This window comes from Acidobacteriota bacterium (assembly GCA_019347945.1).
Lineage (GTDB): Bacteria > Acidobacteriota > Thermoanaerobaculia > Gp7-AA8 > JAHWKK01 > JAHWKK01.
This window is the reverse complement of the sequence record JAHWKK010000001.1, coordinates 77736-103947: the sequence shown is the minus strand read 5'-3', so window position 1 is coordinate 103947 and position 26212 is coordinate 77736. Positions and strand designations below refer to the sequence as shown.

Annotated in this window: 21 protein-coding genes and 1 pseudogene; 18 read left to right on the top strand and 4 right to left on the bottom strand. The window is 61.8% G+C overall.

Features of this window, described 5'->3' with window-relative positions; all coding sequences use genetic code 11:
• Nucleotides 1–59 precede the first annotated feature (59 nt).
• Entirely contained in the window at nt 60–1355 is a 1296-nt protein-coding gene (locus tag KY459_00420; GenBank protein ID MBW3563171.1) for a hypothetical protein, read from the bottom strand.
• Nucleotides 1356–1436: 81 nt separating this feature from the next.
• Here KY459_00420 and KY459_00415 point away from each other — a divergent pair, with 81 nt between their 5' ends.
• The 7 genes from KY459_00415 to KY459_00385 all read left to right on the top strand — a co-directional run bounded on the left by KY459_00415 (nt 1437) and on the right by KY459_00385 (nt 11424).
• Complete coding sequence (locus tag KY459_00415) at nt 1437–2606, top strand: glycosyltransferase family 4 protein (GenBank protein ID MBW3563170.1); 1170 nt, start codon at nt 1437–1439, stop codon at nt 2604–2606.
• Nucleotides 2607–2615: 9 nt separating this feature from the next.
• Complete coding sequence (locus KY459_00410; protein ID MBW3563169.1) at nt 2616–3704, top strand: flippase-like domain-containing protein; 1089 nt, start codon at nt 2616–2618, stop codon at nt 3702–3704.
• Between the two features lie 7 nt (nt 3705–3711).
• Nucleotides 3712–4200: a transcriptional regulator NrdR gene (nrdR, locus tag KY459_00405; protein MBW3563168.1), complete on the top strand. Its 489-nt coding sequence runs from the start codon at nt 3712–3714 to the stop codon at nt 4198–4200.
• 111 nt (nt 4201–4311) lie between these two features.
• Nucleotides 4312–6744 carry an endopeptidase La gene (lon, locus tag KY459_00400; protein MBW3563167.1) on the top strand — a complete coding sequence of 811 codons (2433 nt, stop codon included), beginning with the start codon at nt 4312–4314 and terminating at the stop codon, nt 6742–6744.
• 120 nt (nt 6745–6864) lie between these two features.
• Nucleotides 6865–8811, top strand: coding sequence for a Zn-dependent oligopeptidase (locus KY459_00395; GenBank protein MBW3563166.1), 1947 nt, complete (start codon nt 6865–6867; stop codon nt 8809–8811).
• A 130-nt stretch (nt 8812–8941) separates the two neighbouring features.
• Nucleotides 8942–9238, top strand: a complete 297-nt coding sequence (locus KY459_00390; protein ID MBW3563165.1) for a peroxiredoxin family protein — start codon at nt 8942–8944, stop codon at nt 9236–9238.
• A 17-nt stretch (nt 9239–9255) separates the two neighbouring features.
• On the top strand, nt 9256–11424 hold the full coding sequence (locus KY459_00385; GenBank protein MBW3563164.1) for a cation:proton antiporter: 2169 nt from the start codon (nt 9256–9258) through the stop codon (nt 11422–11424).
• Nucleotides 11425–11455: 31 nt separating this feature from the next.
• On the opposite strand, the gene hflX is transcribed toward KY459_00385, so the two are convergent.
• Nucleotides 11456–12658, bottom strand: coding sequence for a GTPase HflX (gene hflX / locus KY459_00380; protein ID MBW3563163.1), 1203 nt, complete (start codon nt 12656–12658; stop codon nt 11456–11458).
• Nucleotides 12659–12703: 45 nt separating this feature from the next.
• On the opposite strand from hflX, the gene KY459_00375 reads away from it, so the two are divergent.
• The 5 genes from KY459_00375 to KY459_00355 all read left to right on the top strand — a co-directional run bounded on the left by KY459_00375 (nt 12704) and on the right by KY459_00355 (nt 19581).
• On the top strand, nt 12704–13960 hold the full coding sequence (locus KY459_00375) for a 3-deoxy-D-manno-octulosonic acid transferase (protein MBW3563162.1): 1257 nt from the start codon (nt 12704–12706) through the stop codon (nt 13958–13960).
• Nucleotides 13957–14928 carry a tetraacyldisaccharide 4'-kinase gene (gene lpxK / locus KY459_00370; GenBank protein MBW3563161.1) on the top strand — a complete coding sequence of 324 codons (972 nt, stop codon included), beginning with the start codon at nt 13957–13959 and terminating at the stop codon, nt 14926–14928. Before KY459_00375 ends, lpxK begins: the two co-directional genes overlap by 4 nt.
• Nucleotides 14912–15841: a lysophospholipid acyltransferase family protein gene (locus tag KY459_00365; protein MBW3563160.1), complete on the top strand. Its 930-nt coding sequence runs from the start codon at nt 14912–14914 to the stop codon at nt 15839–15841. Before lpxK ends, KY459_00365 begins: the two co-directional genes overlap by 17 nt.
• Nucleotides 15838–18240 carry a YfhO family protein gene (locus KY459_00360; GenBank protein ID MBW3563159.1) on the top strand — a complete coding sequence of 801 codons (2403 nt, stop codon included), beginning with the start codon at nt 15838–15840 and terminating at the stop codon, nt 18238–18240. The genes KY459_00365 and KY459_00360 overlap by 4 nt, the downstream gene beginning before the upstream one ends.
• A 138-nt stretch (nt 18241–18378) precedes the next feature.
• On the top strand, nt 18379–19581 hold the full coding sequence (locus tag KY459_00355) for a site-specific DNA-methyltransferase (GenBank protein ID MBW3563158.1): 1203 nt from the start codon (nt 18379–18381) through the stop codon (nt 19579–19581).
• Here KY459_00355 and KY459_00350 read toward each other — a convergent pair.
• Together KY459_00350 and KY459_00345 are read right to left on the bottom strand one after the other, a co-directional pair.
• Nucleotides 19563–20134 (bottom strand): annotated as a pseudogene (locus KY459_00350) (hypothetical protein). The gene KY459_00355 and the pseudogene KY459_00350 sit on opposite strands and share 19 nt — an antisense overlap.
• A 181-nt stretch (nt 20135–20315) precedes the next feature.
• Nucleotides 20316–20702 carry a YkgJ family cysteine cluster protein gene (locus KY459_00345; protein ID MBW3563157.1) on the bottom strand — a complete coding sequence of 129 codons (387 nt, stop codon included), beginning with the start codon at nt 20700–20702 and terminating at the stop codon, nt 20316–20318.
• Nucleotides 20703–20821: 119 nt separating this feature from the next.
• Between KY459_00345 and KY459_00340 the strand changes: the two genes are divergently transcribed.
• The 6 genes from KY459_00340 (at nt 20822) to KY459_00315 (ending at nt 26158) form a co-directional block, all read left to right on the top strand.
• Complete coding sequence (locus KY459_00340) at nt 20822–21553, top strand: VIT1/CCC1 transporter family protein (protein ID MBW3563156.1); 732 nt, start codon at nt 20822–20824, stop codon at nt 21551–21553.
• A gap of 111 nt (nt 21554–21664) precedes the next feature.
• The gene (locus KY459_00335; protein MBW3563155.1) at nt 21665–21859 is read left to right on the top strand and encodes a hypothetical protein; all 195 of its coding nucleotides are present in this window, start codon (nt 21665–21667) and stop codon (nt 21857–21859) included.
• 302 nt (nt 21860–22161) lie between these two features.
• Nucleotides 22162–22395: a hypothetical protein gene (locus KY459_00330; GenBank protein ID MBW3563154.1), complete on the top strand. Its 234-nt coding sequence runs from the start codon at nt 22162–22164 to the stop codon at nt 22393–22395.
• A gap of 57 nt (nt 22396–22452) precedes the next feature.
• Nucleotides 22453–23238, top strand: coding sequence for a hypothetical protein (locus KY459_00325; protein MBW3563153.1), 786 nt, complete (start codon nt 22453–22455; stop codon nt 23236–23238).
• A complete protein-coding gene (locus KY459_00320; GenBank protein ID MBW3563152.1) occupies nt 23210–24247 on the top strand; it encodes a glycosyltransferase family 9 protein in 1038 nt (345 codons plus the stop codon). Before KY459_00325 ends, KY459_00320 begins: the two co-directional genes overlap by 29 nt.
• 213 nt (nt 24248–24460) lie before the next feature.
• Entirely contained in the window at nt 24461–26158 is a 1698-nt protein-coding gene (locus KY459_00315; GenBank protein ID MBW3563151.1) for a S8 family serine peptidase, read from the top strand.
• The last annotated feature ends 54 nt before the right edge of the window (nt 26159–26212 follow it).

Sequence of the window (26212 nt, the reverse complement as noted above, 5' to 3'; positions counted from 1 at the left end):
GAACGCAGGCAGCTGCCCGAGTCGAGGCGGGAGATCGGTGACTGGGGCGGGCTCCGGCGTCAGTTGCCGGCAGCGGCGACGGCGGAAACGCTTCCGGGGCCCGCAGGCCGGCTTTCAACAAATGTCCGCAGCAGAGTTCGGTGAACGTCGGGATCGCTGGTGAGTGCATGGTGACCGTCACAGAGAATGACTCTCTCGGACTCGAATTGAACGGCATTCTGGCGTGAAACACTGCCGTCTCCGGGAACGAACACCAGCCCACTCATCCGTTGGAGCTCGACGGGGTCGAGCTCGTCAGCGGCAAAGAGCAGCGTCCCGTTTTCCCGGATGAATACGCGTCGCGGGGTTGGCACGCAGTCGCCTCCGATCTGGACAAGGCGGGACGCGTCGGGGGGATACATTCGCTGCGCCTTCCGGATCTCGCGTCCGCGTTGGAGGAGAATCTGCCGGCTGCGGCGGATCTCCGGGTCGTCGGTGCCGATGCCGAGGATCTCCCAGAAGCGGTCCGACCCGGGAGCTGCCCGCACGACGCGCCGGTCCCACCGGACGAAGAGGTCATCCTCGTCGGGGAGCAGCTCGTAGATGACCGGGAAGGTGGCGACCGTTGCAGGGTCGATCTCGCGTCTGAGGAACTTCTCACCGCGCGCGAGGAAACGGATGGACTCGGTCACTCCGGCCGAGGGATTGGCGATCAGCACGACTTTTTCAGTCTTCTCCCGGGCGCGCCTCGATCCCTCCTCCCACAGCTCCGGCTGATCGACGCCGGAATCCCCCATGGCGAGCCACGTAGTCACGACCATCGCGCCGAGCGAATGGCCGAGGACGTCGAATCGAAGCGTGGGCTGGCCGAGATCGAGCCGGATCTCGTCGAGATACGCATCCAGCCGTTTCGCGTTGTGATCGGTTCCGAGGCGCCAGTCGTACTCGAAGAAGTAGACCGAGCGCAGTCCCGGCTCGAGACTGTAACCTCCGTGAGAGACGAGCGGCTTGGCCAGATTCCAGGCAAAATCGACCGGGCCCCACTTTCCCGTGTACCCGTTGGGTTCGAGGGCATCCATCGGCATTTCCAGCGCGGTCGATACGAGTGGAAGATCGAGGTCTTCCTCGTAACCGCGCACGATCGTGGAGTGGGCAGTCCCCCAGACAAACTCGCTCGTCTCGGGGTTCCAGAGCCTCGACTGACCGAAGCCGGGGACGATGACGAGCGGCCGCTGCGGAGGTGGCAGATGACTCGCAATCTCCGCAACCAGATTGCGGCGAGTGCGATCGGAGATCGCGCAACCGCCGAGCAGGATCAACATGGCGAGTGAGGCAGCGAGCGTGCGAATGAGGAACCTCTTTCTGAGCAGCGACATTAGACGTTTGACCCTCGGCTCGGCATTCCGGGAGCGGCCGAGCCCCCAACAACCGAACCGAGTTCGCACATAATAATGTCAATGGCAGGCCATCTTACTCCTCTGACGGTCCTTCATCTGAACGTCAAGAGCAGTTTTTCCACGGGCTCGGTCAACCAGATGTTCCAGGCGGCGGCGGCCATGGCCGCTGCGGGGCATCGGACGGTCATCGCCACGCGGTTCAACCGGGCCCTTCAGGAGGCCAGCCGAGAGGCGGGCGTGGAGTTCAGGGCGATCTCCTTCAGGAATGACGTCGACATCGTTTCGATGATCCGGCTTCGCCGTCTCATCGACGAGACTCGGCCGGACGTTATCCACGTTCACAAAGGGCGCGCCCACTCGCTCGCCCTGGCGGCGCTGACGGGCAATCCGGCTCCGGCACTGATCGTCAATCGAGGGGTGTCGTTTCCGCTGAACCGGATGAATGCGGTGAAATACCGGTCGGCTCGTGTGGGGAGAATCGTGACCGTCTGCGAAAGCATCCGGCGGACCGTCATACGAACCGGGCAGGTCGATCCCGATCGCGTCGTGACGGTGTTTGCAGGAACGGACCCTGAGCGGTTCGACCCTGCGCTGTGGGATCGCAACGACTTCCGGCGGGAAGCGGGATTCGGAGCGGACGACTTCGTCGTCGCACATGTCGGGATCCGGCCCTGGAAGGGGTATCGGGAGGCGATGGAGTCCTTCGCACGCTTTCACCGGCAGGTTCCCGGGGCGAAGCTGCTCCTGATCGGCGCGGCGAAGCCGGGTGAGCACCGACGAATGGAGCGAGTACTGGAAGAGCTCGCGATTCGGGAGGCGACCGTCTTCACCGGTTTCCGAAGCGACATGCCTCGCGTGCTTTCCGCCTGCAACGTCGTCATGGACGCGTCGTGGGATGGAACGGGCATTACCGGTACGATCCGCGAAGGAATGGCATTATCGATCCCGGTGATCGCAACCGACTGCGGAGGAAATCGCGAGCTCGTCAATTCGGCGGAGGTTGGATGGATGGTGCCACCGCGCGACGTGGAAGCTCTCTACCAGGGGCTGATCGAAGTTCATCGCGACCCGGGCCGCGCGGAAGCCGTCGGGCAAGCAGCGCGAGAGCGAATCCTCCGGCGATTCACAGTGGATCACCGAATCGACCATCTCGGGATGGTCTACAAAGCGGCGATCGCGGAGCGCGTCTCGCTCGGCATGAGGGATGCGTCGGCCGCCAGGTCGGTCTGAAGACGCTTCGTGCCCGATCGAAGACAGAAGCACACCACCAGGCTGATCGTCATCGCGGTCCTGACCATCGGCCTTCTCTATCTCTTCTTCCGCAACGCCGACTTCAGGGGGGTGGCCGAGGTCGTCGCCGCCGTGAATCCTTTCTGGCTGGCCATCGCATTCGTCATCAATGGCCTTGCGCTTCTTTTCCGAACTCTGCGCTGGCGAATCATCGTCCGTCCCGATGAGCCTCCGCGGGTTTACGACACTTTTTTCGCGACCTCGATCGGGTTCATGTCGTCAGCGATTCTTCCTGTGCGGGCAGGAGATCTCGTTCGTTCGGCGCTGCTTCGCAAGAAAACCGGAATTCGATTCTCCTCGGCGCTCGGGACAGTCGTCACCGAGCGCGTGCTCGACCTCACGTCGATCATCTCGCTCTTTCTGATTTTCGTAGCGGTGACACTCTGGTCCGGCCCTCCACTCGAACCGGCGAAGGCTTCCTTCATTCGCACGACGGGATCGGTTGCGCTCCTCCTTCTGGCCGGGCTCGCCTTCGTGATCATTTCGGCCACTCTTTTTCAGCCCACCGTGCGGCGGCACATCGCCTTTCTCGGCAAGATTCTCCCCCTTCGTCTGCGGGAGAGCCTCGGAAACATGGCGGAGTCCTTCATTACCTCTCTTCGCTTTCGCGGATCGAGAAGGCAATTCATCACGGTCATCGTCCTCACGCTCGGCGTCTGGCTCTGCCTGACGACGCAGTTCTACTTCGTCATGCTGTCGGTTGGCCGTCCGCTCCCCCTGGTGGCCAGCTTTTTCATGACGGCGATGACGGTCATCGGATTCGCGATACCGACCCCAGGCGGCGTCGGCGGATTCCATAAGATCTGTCAGCTCGTTCTGGTCAATTTCTACGGTTTCACGGTGGACGCTTCCGTAGCGATCGCGCTCGTCTATCACGTCGTCGGAACGCTGCCGGTCATCGTCTGCGGAACAATGATGTTCGCGAAAGAAGGGCTTTCCTGGAAGCTTCTCGAAACGATCGAGAAGGAGGCGGAGGCGGAGGCCGAGAAGGGCGACGAAACTCTCCCGAAACCCGGAGGGGCCGGTACGGTGGTATAAGAAGACCATGAAGTGTCCGTTTTGCGGGTTTGACCGCGACCGGGTCGTCGACTCGCGCGAGAGCCGCGAAGGAGACGTGATCCGCCGGAGGCGCCAGTGCCTCGCCTGTGAACGGCGCTTCACCAGTTACGAAAAGATCGAGCTGACCCCTTTCGTCGTGATCAAGCGCGACGAGCGACGCGAGCCGTGGAATCGCGAAAAGCTGAAGCAGGGGCTGATGATCGCCTGCAGAAAACGCCCCGTTTCGGCCGACGACCTCGAAACGCTCGCCGACGACATCGAGCTGACCATTCAGGACTCGGCGGAGCGGGAGATCTCGAGCAGCCAGCTCGGTACCATCGTCATGGACCGGCTCAAGGCACTCGACAAGATTGCCTATATCCGCTTCGCCTCCGTTTACCGACGGTTCGAGGACGTCGACGAATTTCTCGAAGAGCTCGAAGAGCTGAGAGAGAAAGCGGGGAGCCCCGACGCATCCGAGGGATCGTCGGATTGAAGGTTCGCCGTACCGGAAGGAGACCTCGCCGCGCTTCCCTGTTACTGTTGGGAACAGCGGTTGCAGCGCAAAAGCCACTTCATCCGCTCCTCGGGATCGACCCACATCGAAATGTCTGAACAACAGCCGCCAGCCGAAGAAGCCATCAAGATCCCCGACGTCCTGCCGGTCCTGCCGCTGAAGGATCTCGCGACCTTCCCGTACATCATTGTGCCGTTGTCGGTATCGCGCGAGAAATCGATCAACGCCGTCGACCAGGCGCTTGCCGAAAACCGCGTCATCATGCTCGCTGCTCAGAAGGACTATCAGCACGAAGACCCAGGAGAGGATGACCTCTATCGGATCGGGACGGTGGCGATCATCATGCGGATGCTCAAGCTGCCGGACGGGCGGATCAGAATTCTCGTCCAGGGCCTGAGCCGCGCCCGGATCGACTACTTCATTCAGACCGCACCATTCTTCAAGGCGAAGATCACCCGGCTCGAGGAGAGGGAGGTCGAGGAGAAAACGCTCGAGGTCGAGGCGATGATCCGCGCCATCAAGCAGAACCTCGACAACTCGGTCGGGCTCGGGAAAAACGTCTCGCCGGAGGTGATGGTCATCGCTGCGAATCTGGACGATCCGGCGAGACTCGCCGATCTGGCCGCTTCCAATCTCGACCTCAAGCTCGAAGAAGCCCAGGAGCTGCTCGAGCTTCTCGATCCGCTCGAACGACTCAAGCGCGTCAACGAGCTGCTCATCCGCGAGATCAATCTCCTTCAGATGCAGCAGGAGATCTCGTCGGCGGCTCAGGGGGAGATGAACAAGTCGCAGCGCGAGTACTTCCTCCGCCAGCAGATGAAGGCCATTCAGAGCGAGCTCGGAGAAGGTGAGGATCTCGCTGAGGAGGTCGCCGGTTATTACCAGAAGATCAAGGAAAAGGCGATGCCGGAGGGAGCGAAGGAGGAGGTCGAGAAGCAGATCAAGCGGCTCGAGCGCTCACATCCGGACTCCGCGGAGACCTCGATCATCCGGACCTACCTCGATTGGATGACGGGCCTGCCGTGGGGCGTGATGTCCGAGGACAATCTCGATCTCCAGCGGGCGCGGAAAATCCTCGACGAAGATCACTACGACCTCGAGAAGATCAAGGAACGGATTCTCGAGTACCTCGCGGTCCGGAAACTGAAGGGCGCCGACATGAAGGGACCGATCCTCTGTTTCGTCGGCCCTCCCGGCGTTGGAAAGACGTCTCTCGGAAAATCGATCGCACGCGCGCTCGACCGGAAGTTCGTTCGCATTTCGCTCGGCGGCGTCCGGGATGAAGCCGAGATCCGCGGCCACCGCCGGACCTACGTCGGGGCTCTTCCGGGGCGCATCCTGCAGGGGATCAATCAGGCCGGAACGTCGAACCCGGTCTTCATGCTCGACGAGGTGGACAAGATCGGAGCCGATTACCGCGGCGACCCCTCCTCCGCGCTTCTCGAGGTTCTCGATCCCGAGCAGAACGACTCCTTCCGCGATCATTATCTCGGCGTCGAGTACGATCTTTCCAACGTGATGTTCGTGGTCACGGCGAACGTTCTCGATACGATTCAGCCCGCGTTCCTCGACCGGATGGAAGTGATTCGCCTCTCGGGCTACACCGACGAGGAAAAGATCATGATCGCCAGGCGACATCTGATTCCCAAACAGGAAGACGAGAACGGGATCGCCGATGTCGAGATCACCTGGACCGACAGCGGCATCATGCGCGTCATCGCGGGCTATACGAAGGAGGCGGGGCTGCGAAATCTCGAGCGTGAGCTCGGCCGGATCTGCCGCAAAATCGCCGTCGAGGTGGCCGAAGGAAATGCAAAAGAGTCCTACAGAATCACCGAGGCCGTCGTCGAGAAGTTCCTCGGGCCAATGCGCCATTATGCGGAGGAGCTTCTGGAGCGGGATCAGATCGGCGTCGCGACCGGTCTCGCCTGGACCGCCGTCGGTGGCGACATTCTGTTCATCGAGGCGACCGCGGTTCAGGGCAAGGGGAAGCTTCAGCTCACCGGTCAGCTCGGCGACGTCATGAAAGAATCCGCGCAGACGGCGCTCACCTATGCACGCGTTCATGCAGAGGATCGGGGCATTCCACCCGGATTTTTCGAGGAGCACGACATCCACATTCACGTTCCCGCGGGTGCGATTCCGAAGGATGGGCCCTCCGCGGGCATTACGATCACCGCCGCGATCATTTCCGTCCTGACACACCAGCCGGTGCGGCGAAACATCGCCATGACGGGCGAGGTCACGCTTCGCGGCGAGGTGCTTCCCATCGGTGGTGTCAAAGAGAAGGTGATGGCCGCGCGGGCCGCCCGCCTCAACACCATCATCCTTCCGAAGCTGAACGAACGGGATCTCGTAGAAGTACCCGAGCCGCTGAAGAGAGACATGAAGTTTCACTTCGTCGAGAACGTCGAGCAGGTCCTCGACATCGCGCTTCTTGCGAAGGAGGCCGACCAGCAGAAGACGGTCGAGCGCGCCGCCCGGGCCAGCCGCCCGATCGAGCCTGCACTCGAGAGCAACTGAGCCGGCGCGCATTCAGGCCGCCTCGAGTCTCGATCTCGCGATTTTCGATTCGTCGAGAGCGACGGAGCGTCGCACGGGGCCGTGGACATTACGCCGGAAGGTGGCACACAATCGGGCAAAATGACCATTGTGAACGAATCCATCGACACGCGGCCGAGAGTTCCGATTCCGGACGCGACAGCACTCGCGCGGCTGTGCGAAAGCTCTCTCTCGGATGGTCGCGCCCGCGTCGCGAAGATCGAAAGTGCAGAACCATCCGAGATCCTCGATCTCTGGGATGATCTCGAGGTCGAGCTCGAGGACGCCTTCGGCCCGGCGTCGCTGTTTTCCGAGGTTCATCCGTCTCCCGAGGTCCGGAGGGTTGCCGAGGATGCGCTGATCAGATACGCATCGTTCATCAACGACATTTTTCAGAACCAGAAGCTCTTCGAGCTCGTCGACCGGTCCGATCCCTCGACCGACGTCTCCCGGAAGCTTCGACGGGATCTTCTCGAAGAGTTCGAGGACAATGGAGCTCATCTGCCGGCCGATCGTCGCGAGAGAATCCGGGAGATCGTCGCCCGCTCTTCCGAGCTCGAGCAGGAATTCGCCCGCAACATCCGGGAGGAATCACCAAAACTTTCCTTCAGTCGAGAGGAGGTCGCCGGCCTTCCACCGGTGATTATCGATCGGCTCGAGCAGGACGGTGACAAGGTGCTCGTCGGTCTCGACTATCCCGACTATCACCCCTTCATGATGAACGTCGGCAATGCCGACGCACGTCGCAGGCTCTACATGGCGTTTCACCAGCGCGGCGGTCAGCGAAATCTCGAGATCCTCGACGAGCTCACGAGCCTCAGAGCCGAGCTCGCGGACATCTACTCGCTACCTTCGTTCGCGGACCACGTCATTCGCAGACGAATGGCCCGGACGCCCGAGGCGGTCAGGCGTTTTCTGGAAGAAGTATTCGCTCAGGTACGGCAACGCGAGAAAGCCGATCTCGACGAGATCCGGCTGGAGATGGCCAGACAGGAGCGGGCGAGCCCCGCGGAGGTGGAACTTCACCGCTGGGATCTCCCCTACTTCACCGAGCGTCTTCGCAAGCGCGTCTACGATGTCGATCAGGAAGAGACCCGACAGTATTTTCCGACGCTGGAGTCGGTGAACTGGGTCATCGAGACCGCTCGAAGACTCTACGGAGTCCGCTTCGAGAGAGTCGACGCGCCGCTGTGGGAGGCGGACGTGATCGCCTACGACCTCCATGACGAGCGGGATCACGGCTTCATCGGAACGATCTACCTCGACCTTTTCCCGCGAGAGGGGAAATTCAAGCACGCTGCGGCGTGGCCACTGCGCGGCTCTGCCCGGCGGATCGGCCGGACTCCGATCAGCGTTCTCGTGGCCAATTTCGAGAGGCGCGGGCTGACTCATTCCGAAGTGGAGACCCTCTTTCACGAGATGGGTCACGTCCTTCATGGCGTTCTGTCCGAGACCTGGTTCGTTCACCACGCCGGGACGAGCGTCGAGCGCGACTTCGTCGAAGCCCCTTCGCAGATGTTCGAGTGGTGGGCGCGCCGGCCCGCGGGATTCGCCGTCCTTTCCGAGGTGGCTCCGCATGCTCCGCGGGTGAGCCAGGAGTTGATCGAGCGCCTCGACGGCGCGCGGTCGCTCGGACGAGGAGTTCACTATGCCCGACAGCACCTCTACGCAACATTCGACATGCGGCTCTCCGGTCCGGCGCCGGCCCCCTCGGGCGATGTCTGGTCCGAGATGGAGGGGCAGACTCCTCTCGGCTACGTCGATCAAACCCGGTTTCCCGCCTCCTTCGGTCATCTCGCAGGCGGCTATGCTGCCGGCTATTACGGTTACCTCTGGTCCGAAGCCATCGCCTACGATCTGCTGAGCGCCTTCGGCGACGATCTCATGGATGCAGAAACCGGTCGCAGGTTTCGCAACGAGATTCTGGCCCGGGGAGCGGAGCGCCCGGGGATGGATTCGGTCGAAGCGTTTCTGGGCCGCCCCATCAGCAACGATCCGTTCATCCGGCACATTCGCGGAGAGGAAGCGATCCATGCTCAAACGAGGTGACGAGGCGCCCGACTTCGAGATCGCCGAGACCCGGCTGCATGCGCTGCTCGAGACCAGCGACGTCGCAGTCTTCTTCTTTCCGAAGGCGTTTACACCCGGCTGAACGCTCGAGGCCGGCGAGTTTCGCCGGATCTACCAAGAGCTGAAGAAGGTCGGTGTCGCCGTCGTTGGTGTGTCCAACGACAGACAGAAAAAGAGCGACGCCTTCGCGCGAAGCCTCGATCTTCCATATCCGCTCGTCGGGGATCGCGGCGGCAGCGTGATCAGTGACTACGGGGTGGGCATTCCGCTGCTGGGTCTGGCTCGAAGGGTCACCTTTTACATCCGGCGTGATAAGAAGATCCGGGCGGTTCACTCCGGAAACGACATCGCCGGCCATATCGGCACCGTCGTCGCAGAGACCGAAGCCCGGTCGACCGGCGGCTGAGCTCCGCTGTTTTTTTCATGGAAACTTTCACGGCTGCACCTCACGCGGACATCCTGAAGCTCGTTCTTCAGATCGCAGTGCTGCTGTTCACGGCACGGGCGTTGGGCGAGGTGTCGAAAAAGCTCGGACAGCCGGCAGTCGTCGGCGAGATCCTCGCCGGCATCGTTCTGGGACCCTCGCTGCTGAGCTCGGTGATCCCCGCGTTCGGAATCTGGATCATTCCGCAGACGGATGTTCAGGGCTATCTGCTCGAGGTCATCAGTCTGATCGGCGCGATGTTTCTGATGCTCATCACCGGCATCGAGACCGACCTCTCGCTGATCCGAAGGCATGCGCGAACCGCCTTCGGCGTCTCCCTTTGCGGGATTGCTCTGACCTTCACCACGGGCTATCTGGTCGGGACGCAGCTTCCCGATTTTCTGCTCGCGAACCCGGACCAGCGAACGGTGTTCGCCCTTTTTCTCGGAACGGCGATGTCGATCTCGGCAATTGCGGTCATCGCCAAAGTGGTCATCGACCTAGGTCTCATTCGACGCGACATCGGTCAGACTCTGATCGCCGCGGGCATGAGTGACGACACGATCGGCTGGATCATACTTTCGGTCGTCGCGGGTCTCGCGGCAGGGCATGGCATCGGGCTCACGAGTGTCGTGCAGAGCGCCGGGGGCGTTCTGCTGTTCCTGGTGCTGAGCTTTTTCCTTGGTCGCATCATCGTTCGCAAGCTGATCGATCTCGTCGGTGACCACGTCTCGGGCGCAGACCGTTTTCTGACGCTCGTCGTCGTCCTGATGTTCGCCTGGGGAGCGATCGCGCAGGCGATTCATCTCGAGGCGGTTCTCGGCGCGTTCGTCATCGGAATCGTGCTGCGCCAGATGCGACGACTCTCTGCGGAGACCACGGAAAAGCTCGAGAGCATCGCGCTCGGCGTCTTCGCTCCGATCTTTTTCGCGGTGGCGGGGCTGAAGGTGAATCTCGCCGATCTGTCGAATCCCTCGATGCTGGGAGCTGCCGGCGCCGTCATCGGTGCAACGGTGTTCGGAAAGGGAGTCGGCGCCTATGTCGGCGCCCGCTTCATCGGTCGAAAGGACCACTGGCACTCCCTCGCATTCGCGGCGGGGCTCAATACTCGCGGCGCGATGGACATCATCATCGCGACGATCGGGCTTTCCCTGGAGGTCTTTTCGCCGGACATGTTCGCGATCATCGTCCTGATGGCGATGACCAACGCGATGCTCGCCCCTTCAGCTCTCCGATGGGTACTCCGCCATGTCGAGCCGAGCGCAGAAGAGCTCGACCGGCTCACCCGTGAGGAACGCACCGAGGCGAGTCTGATCGCCCGGATTCATCGCGTCCTTCTCCCGATCCGCCTCCGCGACACGACATCGCTGACTTATCGTGTGGAAGCAGAGGTACTCGCCCGGCTCTCGAAAGAGAATGAGATCGAGCTCACGCTGCTGACGGTGACGCGCAGCGGCGAGAAGGCGAAGGGCATGGAGTTCCTCGATCGCGTCAGCGAGCTGTTCCCCGAGATCGATCTGATCGAGCGGGTCGTCGAAGGGTCCTCTCCTTCCGAGATCATTCTCGACGAGGCGGCGAGAGGCTTCGATCTGATGGTGCTCGGAGCTTCCGAGGAAGCGGACCGGTCCCAGGTCCTCTTCAACCCCCTGGTCGATTACCTCGTCCGGGTGAGCCCATGCCCGACTCTCGTGGTTCAGTCGGGAAGCCGCCATTTCACCGACTGGTCGCCGGAGCGGATTCTGGTTCCGACCAACGGGTCGATGGCAGCCCGCCGCGCTGCCGAGCTTTCCTTTGCAATCGCACACGCTGAGCAGGACATCGTCACTCTGCTCAACGTCGTCGCCCGGCAGGAGAGTCTCGCCTCCCTCGACCCCGACAGCACCCTCTTCACGCGTCAGTTCGGTAACGCCCGACAGATCGTCACCCAACTCGAGGAGCTGGGCGAGGCTCAGAACATCCGGACCGACGTCGAGGTACGCGTCGGGCGGGATCCCGAACGAGTCATTCTCGATCTGGCCAAGCGGCGAGACGTCGATCTGATCATCCTCGGGTCGGACGTCCAGGCCGGCACGCAGCGGCTCTTCCTCGGGCCCAAGATCGAACACGTCCTCGAGAACGCCCCCTGCCCCGTCCTCGTGCTCAACATCCCGCATCATTCGACGGCCTGAAGCGACGCCTCTTCGCGGAATCAGCTCCTCTTCACTTACGGAACTGTTCAAGCTCCGGGATCTGCGCGGACGGAATCCAGGCGCGGATCTCCGAACACTCTTCCCGTTCGGTGATCGCCTCGACCCTTCCCGTCTCGTAGAGTCTGGCCCGTACCTTTGCCTCATGATGAGGAATCAGCAGCTCGACCACCTGCCCCAGAGCCCGCTGCCGCTCCCGGATGACCGCGAGCAGCTCTCCGATCCCCCGGCCGTCGAGCGCCGAGACCCGCACGACGTCCCCCGCACGACCAAACCCGGCTCCAAGTCGATCGACCTTGTTGTGCACGACCACGACATTCGACTGATCCACCCCAAGGTTCTGAAGGACTTCCCGCCCGACCGCTTCCTGCTCGTCCGAGGCGGGATGTGAGGCGTCGACGACGTGAAGCACGAGATCCGCCTCGGTCGTTTCCGCCATTGTCGAGCGGAACGATGCCACCAGATGATGCGGAAGTTTTCTGACGAATCCGACCGTGTCGGCCGCAACGGTCTGGAGCGGCATCTCTCCGTTCATCCGCCGGAGCTTCGAGTCGAGCGTTGCGAAAAGCTTGTCGGCGGCATAGGTCGTGTCGGAGGTCAGACGGTTGAAGAGCGTCGATTTTCCGGCATTCGTGTAACCGGCCAGGGCAACCGTGAAAACGCTCCGGCCGGATCGGCGTAGACGGCGTGACTGCTCGATCTTTCGAAGTTCCTCTTCCAGGCGTCGGATCCTGGTTCGGACCAGGCGCCGGTCGATCTCGAGCTGCGTCTCGCCGACGCCTCTCGTTCCAATTCCGCCGGCCTGACGTGAGAGATGGACCCACTGGCGCGTCAGCCTCGGAAGCATGTATTCGAGCTGTGCGAGCTCGACCTGCGTCCGCGCCTCGGCCGTCCGTGCACGTTTGGCGAAGATGTCGAGAATCAGCGTGCTTCTGTCGATCACCTTGACCGCGACGATTTTCTCGAGGTTGCGAAGCTGGGCTGGCGAAAGATCGTCATCGAAGACGACGAGCGCCGCCTTCGTCTCCGCGACGAGAGCGGCGACTTCATTCGCTTTTCCCTTGCCGATCCATGTTGCGGAATCGGGCGCCCTTCGTTCCTGAAGGACCCGGCCGACGACTTCTCCCGAGGCGGCTTCGACCAGACCGTGAAGCTCATCGAGGTGCTCGTTCGCCCCGAATCGGCCGGTCCCCGGCCGGGCGATTCCCACGATCACGACGCGCTCGGCGGTGGCTTGACCCTCGCTGGTGCCCGAAGGATGATGCCGCGGATGTTCTTCCTCTACGAGATCGCTGCGTTCATCACCTTCGTCGCGATCATCCCGTTCTACGCTCTCGGCCGCCTGCTCGGCGGGCGCAAGCTCGGAAACATCCCCCACCGGCTCGGTTTCTACGCCGCTGTCCGTCAAAGTCATGACGTCTGGATTCATGCGGTCTCAGTCGGCGAGGTCGCGGCGGCGAAAATCGTCGCTGACGCCATACGCCGGGTACGTCCCGGAACCTCGCTCGTCGTCACCACGACGACGGCCACGGGGCAGGATCTTGCAAAAAGGCTCTTCTCGGAAGCTACGATCACCTGGTTTCCCTTCGATTTTACATTCTCAGTCAAACGGTTCCTTTCGAATTACTCCCCCTCGGTCCACGTCGCCATGGAGACCGAGCTCTGGCCAATCCTGACGAGGGCATGCTCCGAGCGAGGAATCCGCCTCTCGGTGGCCAATGGCCGGCTCTCCGATCGCTCGTTCCCCCGATATTTCCGGTTTCGCAGACTCGCGGCCCGCGTCCTGCGGAGCTTCGATCTGCTCATGGTTCGCGAGCGGATCGATCGAGAGCGATTCGTTGCGATCGGAGCTCTCCCCGAGCGTGTCGTCGTCACTGGAAACGTGAAGTTCGATCTCCAGCTTCCAGGCCCTCCCGTGTCGTTCGCAGAGAAGCTGCATCAGCTGGCCGGCGAGCGCCCGATCGTGATCTTCGGATCGACGGCCGAGGGGGAGGAGGCGATGCTGCTGGAAATGATGCGATCGCTCGTCGATCTCGACTGCTTTCTGATCGTCGCGCCTCGAAAAGAAACGCGTTTCGATCAGGTGGCACAGATCATTTCCAGCTCCTCCCTGAACGTTGCGCGGCGGTCGCGGCTGGCGGAAGCAGGTCCGTCCGACGTTCTGCTGCTCGACAGCATCGGCGAGCTCGCGAATCTCTACCGGGAGTGTCACGCGGCTTTCATCGGCGGGAGCCTCGTGCCGCATGGAGGCCAGAATCCGGTCGAAGCGGCGGCCAGCGGCTGCCCCGTCGCCTTCGGTCCATACATGACGAACTTCCGCGACATCGCCTCCGAGCTGGTCGCTTCCGGCGCCGCCGTCGTCGTCGCCAATGCCGCCGAGCTCGAGAGTTTCTTCGCCCGGATGACCAGCAACGACGAGCTGCGGCAAGAGTACGGTACTCGCGCGCTCGATTGCGTCGAACGGAATCGCGGCGCCGCCGGTGACACCGCCCGCAGAGTGGTGGGGTTGCTCGGGTGAGCCCGCTCTTCACTCCTGCGCAGCTTCTGATCCGGGGGATCAACCGGTCGCGGCGTGCTCTTTACCGAATGAAGATTTTCCGCCAGAGCTCGCTTCCTCGTCCGGTCATTTCCATCGGCAACATCGCGATGGGAGGCGCCGGAAAAACGCCCTCGGTCATCACGGTCGCTCGATGGCTGGCCTCGCAGAATCTTCGCGTCGTCGTCCTCACGCGCGGTTATGGACGGAGAGGCCGCGACCGATGGGCTGAGGTCGATGCGCTCGACGCCGTTCGCTTCGGCGATGAGCCTGTTCTGATGAGACGCCGGCTCCCGGACAGCGTCACGATCATCGTCGGCTCGAGACGCTTCGACGCCGCCACGGCCTGGCTCCGGGACAATGACTGCGACGTCTTCATTCTCGACGACGGCTTTCAGCATCTTCAGCTCGACCGTGACCTCGATCTGGTGATCGACTACCGAAGGGCCAGATGGTACCGCGAGTCCCGGGCGGCGCTCCGGTGGGCCGATGGCGTGCTCGTAAGAGGACGTGGAACCATCGAAAGACTCCCGGATGGCCCTCCAGTTTTTCGCGCCACACTCGAACCGGACGCCGTCGTCGTTGCCGGTGGAAGAAAACCTACCGCGTCGCTTACAGGCCTCCGAATCGTCGCGTTCAGCGGCCTCGCCGACAACGTTCAGTTCGCCGAAGCACTGAGGCACCTCGGCACGACGATCGTCCGCTTCGACGGCTTCGATGATCATCACCGCTACTCCGACGAAGAGCTGGACGCGATCGTCCGATCCGCCACAGAGCTCAGCGCCAGCCTCATCCTCACGACCGAAAAGGATTGGGTGAAAATCGGACCATGGCAGGACCGGATCGGCTATCTCGAAGTCTCGATGCTGATCAGGCCTGAGCGCCAGTTTCACGATCTCCTCATGAGGGCGCTTTCCCGGCGCGAAAAGGACGATGGCCAGAAGACGTAAGTCACGCTCGCTGATTCTTCTCGAGTACGGAGCCTTCCGGGTGGTCCGCTGGATTGTCGGACTGATCGGACGGGGCGGAACGCAACGCATCGCCGATGCGCTCGCCCGAATTCTCCCTTCCGTGGCGAGATCTCGGACGCGCACCGCACGCGCAAATCTGCGCCTCTGCTTCCCGGAACGGACCGACGAAATGATCGAACAGACGATCCGGGCGTGCTGGCGCCATTTCGCCCGTCAGTCTCTGCAGTATCTGAGAAGCCTGGACCGGCCGACAATCGAGAAGACCGGGATTCGGGTGCACGGACGTGAAGCGCTCGATCGTGCCATTGGAGAAGGCCGGGGGGTCGTTCTGTTCACTGCCCACTTCGGAGACTGGGAATCCGCGATCGCGGCGCTCGAGACGCTCGACATTCCCTTCGCAGTCGTGGCGCGACCCCTCGACAATCCGCTACTCCAGCGCGATATCGAACGGGCCCGCACTCGGACGGGAATCAGGATTCTCGCGCGACGCAAATCCGCGCGGACGATGCGCGACTGGATCGCGCAGGGTAAGGGTGTGGTCGTCCTTCCCGATCAGGCCGTGGCTCCGCGTCACGGACTTCTGGTCCCCTTCGTGTCGCAGCCCGCATGGACGACCCCAGCACCGGCGAAGCTCGCGATCCGCAACGGAGCAGCCATCATTGGAGCCTTCTGCTATCCATCCGATGATGAAGGGCTGGAGATCGAGCTGACCGAGCTGCGTGAAACCAGGGATATGACGGGAACACCCGAGGAAATCGAGGAGATCACGCAATGGATCAACGAGCTGATCTCGACGCACATCCGACGTGAGCCGCATCTCTGGCTGTGGATGCACGAGAGGTGGAAGCGATCCCCGTCCGATCCGCGTTACCAGACTGTTTCCCGGCCATGAATCCCACGTTCATCCTCGTAGCGGCCGTCTTCGCGGTCTTCGTCCTGATGGCGCGGACTACTTCTCTCCGCCTTCCGCCGCGGGTCGCGATCTTTTTCTACGCTGCGGTCCTCGTCTTTCTCTTCCGGCCGATGGTTCTCGATTACGTGGCGATTCCAGTCGACCAGCTCGAGCGGCTTCCCCCCTGGCGATCCGATCCCGACTTCGAGGTTCACAACAGCCAGACCAACGACGTATCGATGCAGATCGTTCCGTGGGCTCACCTCGTTCGGGAATCCTGGACGCGTCTGGAGGCTCCGTTGTGGAATCACACCGCGCAAGGGGGTTACCCGCTTCTGGCAAACATGCAGAGCTCGGCCTTCTCTCCCTTCCGGCTCGTGACTCTCCCGCTCGATCTCGGAGATGCGATGACCGCCGAGGCCGCCCTGAAGCTCCTCGTCGCGCTCTGGTTCGCTTTCGTATTCGCGAGGCGGCGCGGCGCGGGGGACCTCGCCGCCACGATCACGGCCGTCTCATGGAGTTTTTCGACGGCGATCATGGTGTGGCTCCACTTTCCGCTCGCGACGACGCTCGTCCATCTTCCGATGACGCTGGTCGCTCTCGACCTCCTTCTCGAGCGCGTCAGCTGGGGCCGCTTCTGCTTCACGACGTTTGCTTTCCTTTCGCTTCTGATCAACGGGCATCCGGAGTCCGCCGCGCACATCGTCACAGTCGCGGCCGCATGGCTCCTCTTCAGGATGATTCGGGATGGATGGCCCGTGACGAAGCGCGCGGCCGCCGCGGCAATCGGCGCCGGGATCCTCGCGCTGCTGATCGCGGCTCCTCTCCTCTTTCCCTTCTTCGAGGTCCTCCCCTTCTCGAAGCGATGGGTCGAGCTGGACGCATTCCGCGATCACCGGGGGGGTCGCTTCTACTGGGGCTTTCTGATGAATTTCCTGCATCCGGAGTTCTTCGGCTCGGTTACCGAGAACACGGCCTGGGGGCCGGCGCACGCAGAAGTGATCATGGGATGGAGCGGTGTGCTCGCGGTTGCAGCTTTCGTCGGCTGGGGAGCTCTCGCCGTTCGCGACCGGCTGTGGCGTCACGACGCGACTTTCTTTTCATTGCTGACGATCCTGCTTTGTTCGGTCGCGATCCACACCCCATGGCTGACCCGGGCTTTCGAGTCCCTTCCTCTCTATTCGATGATCGCCAACGGAAGGTTCCGGTTTCTCTTCTGCTGGACCGGCGCCCTTCTGCTCGGCCTCCTGGTGCAGCGGGCGCTCGACGGGGACCGGCGTCCTCTTCAGATCGGCGTGGTCAGCACGGTCGTGATCTTCGCCGCGGTTTTTCTGGGGCATCAGCTCGCGCTCGGTACGCCGGCCGACCGCGTGCTCATCGACTCGGCCATCGCGGCGATCCCTTCGTTCATCGTTCTGATCGTCGCCGCAATTGCACTTTTCCTGTCGCGTTCCCCCCTCTGGTTTGCCGCCCTCATCGTGGCGATTACCGCGGAGCTTCTCGCTTTCGGCTGGAGCTGGAACACGACCATGCCGAGCTCGGCGTTCTATCCGGAGACCCCCGCGATCCAGAAACTCGAAGCGCTCATCGCGAGCGACGATCTCCAACCTGCACGAATCGCCGGAGTATCGGGAGCTCTCTTTCCGAATACATCGGCGATCTACGGATTCGAGGACATCCGCGCGCACGATCCGATGTCGACGGCAAGGGTGCTCGGGATGCTTCGCGTTTACACCGGCTATACGGCGGAGAGCTACTTCGCGATGCTCGGCAGCTACCATCATCCGATTCTCGACTTCATGGGTGTGCGATACGTCATCACACCACCAGGCGTGCAGCTCAACGATTCCGCCTGGGTAATGGTCTGGGAGGGGTCCGATGCACGCATCTATCGCAACGATGAGGCGATGCCGAGGTTCATTGCACCTCGCCATACGCTCATGGAGGGAGATGCGGAAGAACGGCAGGCGCTGCTTCTCGATCACATCGACTGGCGAAATGCGGTCGTCGTCAACCGGATCCACTCGAGTCTCGTCGAGCAGGCGCACGACGACATTTTCGGCCCTCGCCCCGATCTGCTTCCGCCGACGGAGATCACCATTCTCCGATCCAGCCCGCGGCGCTACGACATCGAGGTCGACGCGCAGCGCTGGTCCGTCATCGCCTCCTCCCTTCCCGCTTATCCCGGGTGGCGCGTCTGGACATCGAGCGGCATCGAGCTTCCGATCAGCGAGGTGAACGGCGGGTTCATCGGATTCCTCGTGCCTCCCGGTACGACCCACGTTCGGGTCGACTACAGGCCGCGATCCTTCTACCACGGCCTCTGGGTATCGGGCACCGCCCTTCTCGGACTCGCCGCCTGGCCGGTGGCGAGACGCCGCTCACGCGTCAGGAGATGATTTCAAAGTGATCGTGGCGCTGGAGGACACCTGCGTCACCGATGAGTTCCTCTGCATTCGCCGTATACGGCGATCACCGGGCCAATAACTTCGCACGCCTTGGTGGACTAAGACGTCTGGACGTCTTATGATTTCCCTATGCCCTCCTCATCCCGCCGGTCGAAGAAGACCCCGGGCAAACCCAAGCAACAGCGTCGCCGGCCCGGCGAGATACGGGACGCGATCATAACCGTTCTCTCTTCTAAGAAGCGAGCATCTGTCGCCGAGATCGAAGATGGAGTCAAGGGTCTCATCGGCGACATCCCGTCCTCGAGCATCCGATCCTATCTCCGGCTCAACCTGGGGGAGCTGTTCGAGCGCGAAGATCGCGGGATCTACACCATCGGGGATCAGCACGCGGAAGAGTATGGAGACAATCCCGATCCTGCATGGGGGGAATTCCGGACGAGCAAGTTCCGATCGTCCACGCTCGTCCAAACGGACTGTTTCGAGTGGCTCGCGGAGCAACGGGCGAACACGATCCACGCGGTCGTTACGGATCCACCTTACGGGCTCATCGAGTACCAACCGGCACAACAAGAGAAACTGCGAAATGGTAAGGGTGGTGTTTGGCGGATCCCGCCTAGTTTCGATGGCAGCAAGCGCTCTCCCCTCCCCCGCTTCACGGTACTGTCGGAGAACGATGTCGAGCAGCTCGGGAAGTTCTTCTTCGATTGGGGCCAGGCGCTCCTGCCGGTTCTCGTGCCTGGCGCGAACGTGGTAGTCGCCAGCAACCCGCTTCTCTCCTACGTCATCTCAGGTGCTCTCGCACGAGCGGGACTCGAGCGGCGCGGAGAGATCGCGCGACTCGTGATGACGATGCGTGGCGGCGATCGCCCGAAGGCGGCTCACGACGAGTTCTTCGGGGTCTCGGTCATGCCGCGCTCGATGTGGGAGCCGTGGCTCGTCTTCCGGAAACCTATCGACGGTCGCGTGCAGGACAACCTGCGCAGGTGGTCGACGGGAGGATTTCGAAGGCCGTCACCTGACAAGCCGTTCGGCGACGTGATCCCGTCATCGCCGACCCACAAGAAGGAGAAGGATTTGGCGCCGCATCCGAGCCTCAAGCCGCAGATGTTCCTGCGGACTCTCATTCGTGGTGTGCTTCCGCTCGGCGAAGGCATCATCCTCGATACGTTCGCCGGCTCAGGATCAACGCTTGCCGCGGCGGAAGCCGTCGGCTACCGCAGCATCGGCATCGAGAAGGATCCGCGCTACTTCGACCTCGCTGTCAAAGCGATTCCGAAACTCATCAAGTACAAGAACGGCGGAGCGAACAGCGGCTACCTGTTCAGCATGTAGATCCAGTTCTCCCGAAGCCGAGCAACGCCTTCCTTGTGAAGGGTTGCTGTTCTTGTACCGAGCTCACTACGTGGGTTCTTTCGAAAGTCCGCCACACAGACCTGGCAAAGATAGGCCTCTGTGACGGTCATCGGTTCCCGATTACGCGCCGGCTCAGTTTTGTTGTCGACTTCGTAAACGAACACGCACATCCACTGATCCCGTGCTCCGTGCGTATCGACGGCACCGCCTTTTTTGCGTGTGGTCTTGATCTCCACTCCTTCTGAGCCCGCCCGTGCCGCATTGCCCGGATACACACCTTTGACCAGTAGATCCGGATGGCCGTTGTGTTGCTGGTTCTGGGTCAGGGACCGCGAGTGGCTCGCCATGCTTGCAGTCAACATGTCCGAGATATGCCCGACATGTTCTGCGGCCGCAGCATGTCATCAAAGCGCTCTAGCGCTTTTTCCAGAACCCCGGTATTCACATCTTAGAAAAAGTCGCACACGTCCTGCATCGCGATTACGAAGTCGTCGAGCCGCAGCTCGTACGGCAGCACCGCGTCAGCATTCAGCTTCGATCACTCGACTTCGTTCCGCTTTAACGGCATCTGAACATTCTTTCGCAATGGCTTTCTACCCCAACCAAGCACAGCTCTTGTAGGGTGATCCGAGGCAAGCCCGCTGCGATCAGAACTCCTCATCTCTACGCGTTCGCGCCGGTGCTCCAATCAATAAACATGGTATCCGACGACGTCAGGAAAGCGGGATGAACTCCGGATCCTCCTGAAACTTCCGCTCCCACCTCAGAAACTCGTAGTAGCCGCAGATCTTCGCATCGGGGTACTCCCGGCAGACCTCGGGTCGTGCCTCGTAGATCGTGCACTGCCGGGTGTCGCTGTCGAGAAATCTGCAGACCGAATCGAAAATGTGGTCTTTCTGGTGGCGAAGAACTCGCTCATCGTCGTCCCACCACTTGGTGAATTTCTTCTCCGCTTTTTTCACCGGGATACCGAAATATGCGGCGAGCCGCTCGAGGTCGAAGTCGCTCACCTCGATCCGGTCGTAGCTGCAGCAGTATGCCGGGCACTTCGAGCAGTCGTACTTGATCTTCGCTTTCTTCTTCGCCTTCTCTTTCGCCATTGAAGTGATCCTACCAGAGATGGAACCGATGTTCGACAACGCGCGACGGTTCCCACCCGCACGCGACTCGCCGGATACGGTCTCGAATCCGAGTGCGCATTGACGCTAAACTCTGCGCTGTGAGCACCGAAGACCTCGAGCACTCCCATGCTCCCGAAGACATCCGGGAAAGATTGGAGTCGGGACCCTCGCACAGCTATCTTCGCGACTGGGTCTACGGCGGGATCGACGGCGCCGTGACGACGTTCGCGATCGTGACGGGCGTCGTCGGAGCGGAGCTCTCCGCTCGTGTGGTCCTCATTCTGGGCGTCGCCAATCTCGTGGGAGACGGTTTTTCCATGGCTGCCGGGAACTACTCGGCCACGCAGACCGAGCTGCAGCAGATCGAGCACATCAGGGAGATCGAGTACCGGCACATCCGCGTGGATCCCGATGGCGAGCGGGAGGAAGTCCGGCAGATTTTCGCGTCGAAGGGTTTCGAGGGAGAAGATCTCGAATCAGCCGTCAGCGTCGTCACCGGCGATGACGATCGGTGGGTCGATACGATGCTCACCGACGAGTACGGCCTCCCCCTCGAAGTTCGATCACCTCTGCGAGCGGCCACGGCGACGTTTTTTGCCTTCATCCTCTGCGGAATCGTTCCGCTCGTGCCGTGGTACCTCGGGATCTCCTCGCCGTTCGACTGGTCGGTCGGAATGACTCTCGCCGTCTTCTTCGGAATCGGGTCGCTCCGAAGCCGTTGGTCGATTCATCCCTGGTGGAGGACCGGTCTTTCGACACTCGCGATCGGCTCGATCGCGGCCGGGCTCGCCTATGCAATCGGCTACCTTCTCCGATCCCTCGGTGTCTGAGCTCGTGAAGGGATGGCGGAAAGCGCGTGATCGAGCGATAAGCGGCACGATTCTCGAACGGTTAGTGAGCCAGGACGCACAAGCTCTTACCCGATCGAAAGCGAGGATGAAGTGAGCGAGTTGAGAATCGAGCCAGAACAAGCCCGCAACCTGGATGACGCCCTCTTCGTCGACGCGAGAAATCCAGAGGCCTGGAGCAAAGCGACGAAGAAGGTTCCCGGAGCCGTGAGAGTTCCGGCGAACGAGCTCGAGAACCACATCGACGAGCTCCCGAAAGACCGCCCGATCGTCACCTACTGCACGTGACCGGGCGAAGGCTCGAGCGCCAGTCTGGCGCAAAAGATGATCGACAAGGGATTCTCGAACGTGCACGCATTGCGAGGTGGATACGACGCCTGGGTGGAAAAGGGATATCCCCTCGAGTCCAGAGAGACGGCCTGAACGACCCGCTCCTCCGGCGCCACTGAAAGCTTCAAGGAAGTGTTCGCCGCCAGGGTTGGAAGCCGCCAGCCGCCGGCGCGAGCTATCGCGTCATTGGGACGCGACGTCCTACGGCCGAGTTTCTCTTCGAGCGCGGGATTCGTTCCTTCGTCGATGTTCCGCTCTGGGTGTGGAGAAGGGAGACCGAGAAGGGTTTCTTCTACGCGAGCACGAAAAAAGCTCGAGCCGCGGGCCTTCGCCCGAGATCGAGTGCCGAGACCTTCGGCCCGATCGATACGTTTCTCCGAGATCATCTGGACTTCGACTTCACGGTTCCGGGCAACGGTCCCGCGATCGCTCGCCATGAAACGGCGCTTCTCGCCGCGTGGCGCGAGAAAAAGTCGCTGGCCGTCGAGCTCTGACCACGCCCGGACTCGGGAAATGCCGTTCCTTCCATCCCGTGCCATCCGTTACACTGCATGGCGATGGAACCCCTCGAGGAAGTGATCGTTCCTCGCGATCATCGTCTTCCGCTCATCGACAGCGATCTTCACCTTTTCTGCGTCCCGTCGCTGAGAGAGGAGCTCGTGGAGACCTACAACAGCCGGGAATGGGTCTACGATCTCGTGAAGGAACAGGCCGACGTCGGGGAAATCCGAGGAAGGCATCCTGTCCTGGCCGGCATGATCGGAGGACGGCCGGTGGTGGTGAAACGGCTGTTTCACGGCGGCTCGACCGCAACGCTCTGGAAAGACCGTTTTCTCAGCGCCCGCCGTGCATACTGCGTCAAAGAAGCGGTCGAGTATCTCTCGGAGCAGGGGATCCCGACTCCCGAGCTGCTCTTTCTCAGCTGGATCCGGCAGAACGGGCTCGTGCGCGCGGAGATCGGCTTCGAAAGAATTTTCGGAAAGGATGCGGATCATTTTTTCTTCGAGAGCGAGGAGCCTCCGCAGAACTGTGAAGCGAAGGCGGAGCAGATCGGCCGGCTGACGGCAAATCTTCATCAGAGCAGATTCGAGCACGGCGATCTGAACATGATGAATATTTTCTTTTCCGAGGATGGAACTTCCTACATTCTCGACCTCGACAAGGTCGAGCTGCACCCGGAGGGCCTCGACGAGGCCGCGCGGCGACGCAATCTTTCACGGCTCGAGCGGTCGATCCGGAAGCAGGGAAGAATTCATGGTCGGCCTCATCAGTTCGTCGATGCCGTCGTCGAGCGGGTCAGGCAGGCCTATGATCACTTCACCGAGAATCCCCGCTGAGCGCATCTGCCTGCTTCGTCTCGGAGCGTTCGGCGACACAATTCATGCGATCTCGATGATCAATGGTCTGCGCCGGCTCTATCCGGACGCACATCTGAGCTGGATCCTCGAGCCGGTTCCGCACGAGATCGCAAAAGAGCAACCCGAGATCGACGAGTTCATCGTCTTCAGGCCGGGCAGCGGTCTCGCCGGCTGGCGCGAGATTCGCCACCGGCTCCGCGCGAGTCCCCAATTCGACCTCCTTCTCGTTCCTCAGGTCAGCCTCCGCTCGAGCCTCGTCTCTCTTCTCGTCGACGCCGGGATCCGGCTCGGATTCGACTGGAACCGCTCGCGGGAGGGGCACTGGTGGTTCGTCAATCGGCACCTACCACCGGGACCTCCCCGCCATGCCCAGGATCTCTTTCTCGACTTTCTCGACTATCTCGGGCTCGAATCGTACGAGCCGGAGTGGAACCTCCGTTTCACGGCGGAGGAGATGGAGAGAGAGCGTGACTTTTTCACCGCCATCGGCGCGCCGGTTCTCGCGCTCGTCGTGGCTTCATCGTCGGCCGATAAGGACTGGGACGCCGCCGGTTACGCCGCGGTGGCCGACGAAGCTCGGTGGCGGTTCGGCCTCGTGCCGATGCTGCTGGGAGGACCGTCGGCCCGTGAAAGGGAGATCGCCGGAGAGATCGCTTCGCGAATGACCTCCGAGCCGGTCGTTGCTCTCGAACGGCCTGTCCGGGAGATGCTCTGGAAACTCCATGGCTCGAGAGTGGTGGTCGCGCCCGATACCGGTCCGCTGCATGCTGCCGTCGCCCTGAACCGTCCGACGGTCGGGCTCTACGGCTACTCCGATCCCAGAAGGTGCGGACCCTACGGGCGGTTTCACGACCTTCTGATCGACGCTTGGGCCGACCCCGCGACGGGGGAGAAAATCTCGCGAAGAAAGAAGAGCGCACGGATGAATCGCATCACCCCCGGCCAGGTTCTCGACAAAATCGGCCTCGCTCTCGAGCGCTACCGGTAGGATAGCCAACTTTCCATTTTCAAGCGGTCCGCACCAATCGGCTCCCACCGAGAGGGCAATTTTCTCGGAAAATCCCCGTCCTTGCCACCGTTTTTGTTGAGCGGCTGGATGTGGTAGATTCCCCGCCGTTGGCAGTTTTGTAACAGGCGTCAGGAAACCGTCACGTCCGGCACGGCGCGGCATTCTTTCCCCTTTCACATAGGAGCTCTCTGGATGAAGCGAAACCTGTTTGTAGCGGCAATATGTTGTCTGATGGCGTTCTCGGTACTCGGTAGTCCGGACGTCCGGCAGACAGAAAATCCAATTCCGGGCCAGTACATCGTCGTGTTCAACGACGACGTCGCGAATCCGGCAGCCGAGGCCAGAGCGCTGGCTTCCACCCACGCCGGAACGATCGGCTATATTTACTCATCGGCGATCAAGGGTTTTTCGATACGCCTGTCCGCAGAGATGGCGGAGAAAATGGCTGCCGATCCTCGAGTCGCATACGTGGAACAGGACTCGATGGTTCGCGTCGTCGCGACCCAGTCGAATGCGACCTGGGGGCTGGACCGTGTGGATCAGCGAAACCTCCCGCTCGACGGCAGCTATACCTACAATCACACCGGCTCCGGGGTGAATGCTTACATCATCGACACCGGAATCCGTACCACGCACAATGACTTCGGGGGCCGGGCCGTCAGCGGTTTCGACGCGATTGACGGCGGAACGGCCGATGACTGCAACGGTCATGGTACGCACGTGGCCGGAACCGTCGGTGGATCGACCTGGGGCGTGGCGAAAAGCGTGAAGCTGATCGCCGTTCGCGTTCTCGACTGCCAGGGAAGCGGCACGGTCTCGGGCGTCATCGCGGGAGTCGACTGGGTGACCGCGAATCACATCAAGCCGGCCGTGGCGAACATGAGTCTCGGCGGCGGCGCGTCCGACTCGCTCGACAGCGCGGTGAGCAACTCGATCGCGGCGGGCGTGAGTTACGCCATCGCGGCCGGAAACGGCAACTTCCTCGGGATCCAGCAGGACGCATGCAACTACTCGCCAGCCCGCGTTCCGGAAGCGATGACGATCAGCGCCACAGACAGCTCCGATAAGAAAGCCTCCTGGGCGAACTATGGCGACTGCGTCGATTTCTTCGCGCCTGGTGTGAGCATCACATCGGCCTGGATCGACAGCGACAGCGACACGAACACGATCAGTGGAACCTCGATGGCCGCTCCGCATGTGGCGGGAGCTGCGGCGCTTTATCTCGACGCGAATTCCGGCGCCTCTCCGCAGACGGTTCGCGATGCGCTCTACAACGCGACCACTAAGAACATCGTCACTTCGTCCAGCACGACCAACAACCACCTTTTGTACACCCTCTTCGACGGCGGAAGCGGTTGCACGGATGCGGATGGTGACGGCTACTGCGCCAGCGATGATTGCGACGACAATGATGCGAGCGTCAATCCAGGCGCGTCGGAAGTTTGCGGCGACAACATCGACAATGATTGCGACGGTTCGGTCGACGAAGGCTGCTCGACCTGCACGGACGCCGACGGTGACGGATGGTGCGCCGAGGATGGCGACTGCGACGACAGCAACGCGGGCGTGAACCCTGGCGAGACCGAGGTCTGTGGCGACGGCATCGACAACGACTGCGACGGTTCGGTCGACGAAGGCTGCTCGACCGACGGCATCTCGCTCTCGGCCACCGGATACAAGGTGAAAGGCCGCTGGCATACTGATCTGAGCTGGAGCGGAGCGAGCTCCACGAATGTGGACGTGTACCGCGACGGATCGGTGATTGCGACGACGGCGAACGACGGAGCGTACACCGATGCGACCAACTTCGTCGGAGGCGGCTCGCTGACGTACCAGATCTGTGAAGCAGGAACCTCGACCTGCTCGAACAGCGTCACAGTGACCTTCTGATTCTCTTTCAAGGACGTCGCTTGAGAGCCCCGGGTGCAAACCCGGGGCTTTTTT

What these genes read in the sequence shown, in the direction of transcription:
- KY459_00420 (MBW3563171.1), bottom strand. Translation starts at nt 1,355, where the DNA reads ATGTCGCTGCTCAGAAAGAGGTTCCTCATTCGCACGCTCGCTGCCTCA.
- KY459_00415 (MBW3563170.1), top strand. Translation starts at nt 1,437, where the DNA reads ATGGCAGGCCATCTTACTCCTCTGACGGTCCTTCATCTGAACGTCAAG.
- nrdR (MBW3563168.1), top strand. Translation starts at nt 3,712, where the DNA reads ATGAAGTGTCCGTTTTGCGGGTTTGACCGCGACCGGGTCGTCGACTCG.
- lon (MBW3563167.1), top strand. Translation starts at nt 4,312, where the DNA reads ATGTCTGAACAACAGCCGCCAGCCGAAGAAGCCATCAAGATCCCCGAC.
- KY459_00395 (MBW3563166.1), top strand. Translation starts at nt 6,865, where the DNA reads ATGACCATTGTGAACGAATCCATCGACACGCGGCCGAGAGTTCCGATT.
- KY459_00385 (MBW3563164.1), top strand. Translation starts at nt 9,256, where the DNA reads ATGGAAACTTTCACGGCTGCACCTCACGCGGACATCCTGAAGCTCGTT.
- KY459_00375 (MBW3563162.1), top strand. Translation starts at nt 12,704, where the DNA reads ATGCCGCGGATGTTCTTCCTCTACGAGATCGCTGCGTTCATCACCTTC.
- KY459_00365 (MBW3563160.1), top strand. Translation starts at nt 14,912, where the DNA reads ATGGCCAGAAGACGTAAGTCACGCTCGCTGATTCTTCTCGAGTACGGA.
- KY459_00360 (MBW3563159.1), top strand. Translation starts at nt 15,838, where the DNA reads ATGAATCCCACGTTCATCCTCGTAGCGGCCGTCTTCGCGGTCTTCGTC.
- KY459_00355 (MBW3563158.1), top strand. Translation starts at nt 18,379, where the DNA reads ATGCCCTCCTCATCCCGCCGGTCGAAGAAGACCCCGGGCAAACCCAAG.
- KY459_00345 (MBW3563157.1), bottom strand. Translation starts at nt 20,702, where the DNA reads ATGGCGAAAGAGAAGGCGAAGAAGAAAGCGAAGATCAAGTACGACTGC.
- KY459_00325 (MBW3563153.1), top strand. Translation starts at nt 22,453, where the DNA reads ATGGCGATGGAACCCCTCGAGGAAGTGATCGTTCCTCGCGATCATCGT.
- KY459_00320 (MBW3563152.1), top strand. Translation starts at nt 23,210, where the DNA reads ATGATCACTTCACCGAGAATCCCCGCTGAGCGCATCTGCCTGCTTCGT.
- KY459_00315 (MBW3563151.1), top strand. Translation starts at nt 24,461, where the DNA reads ATGAAGCGAAACCTGTTTGTAGCGGCAATATGTTGTCTGATGGCGTTC.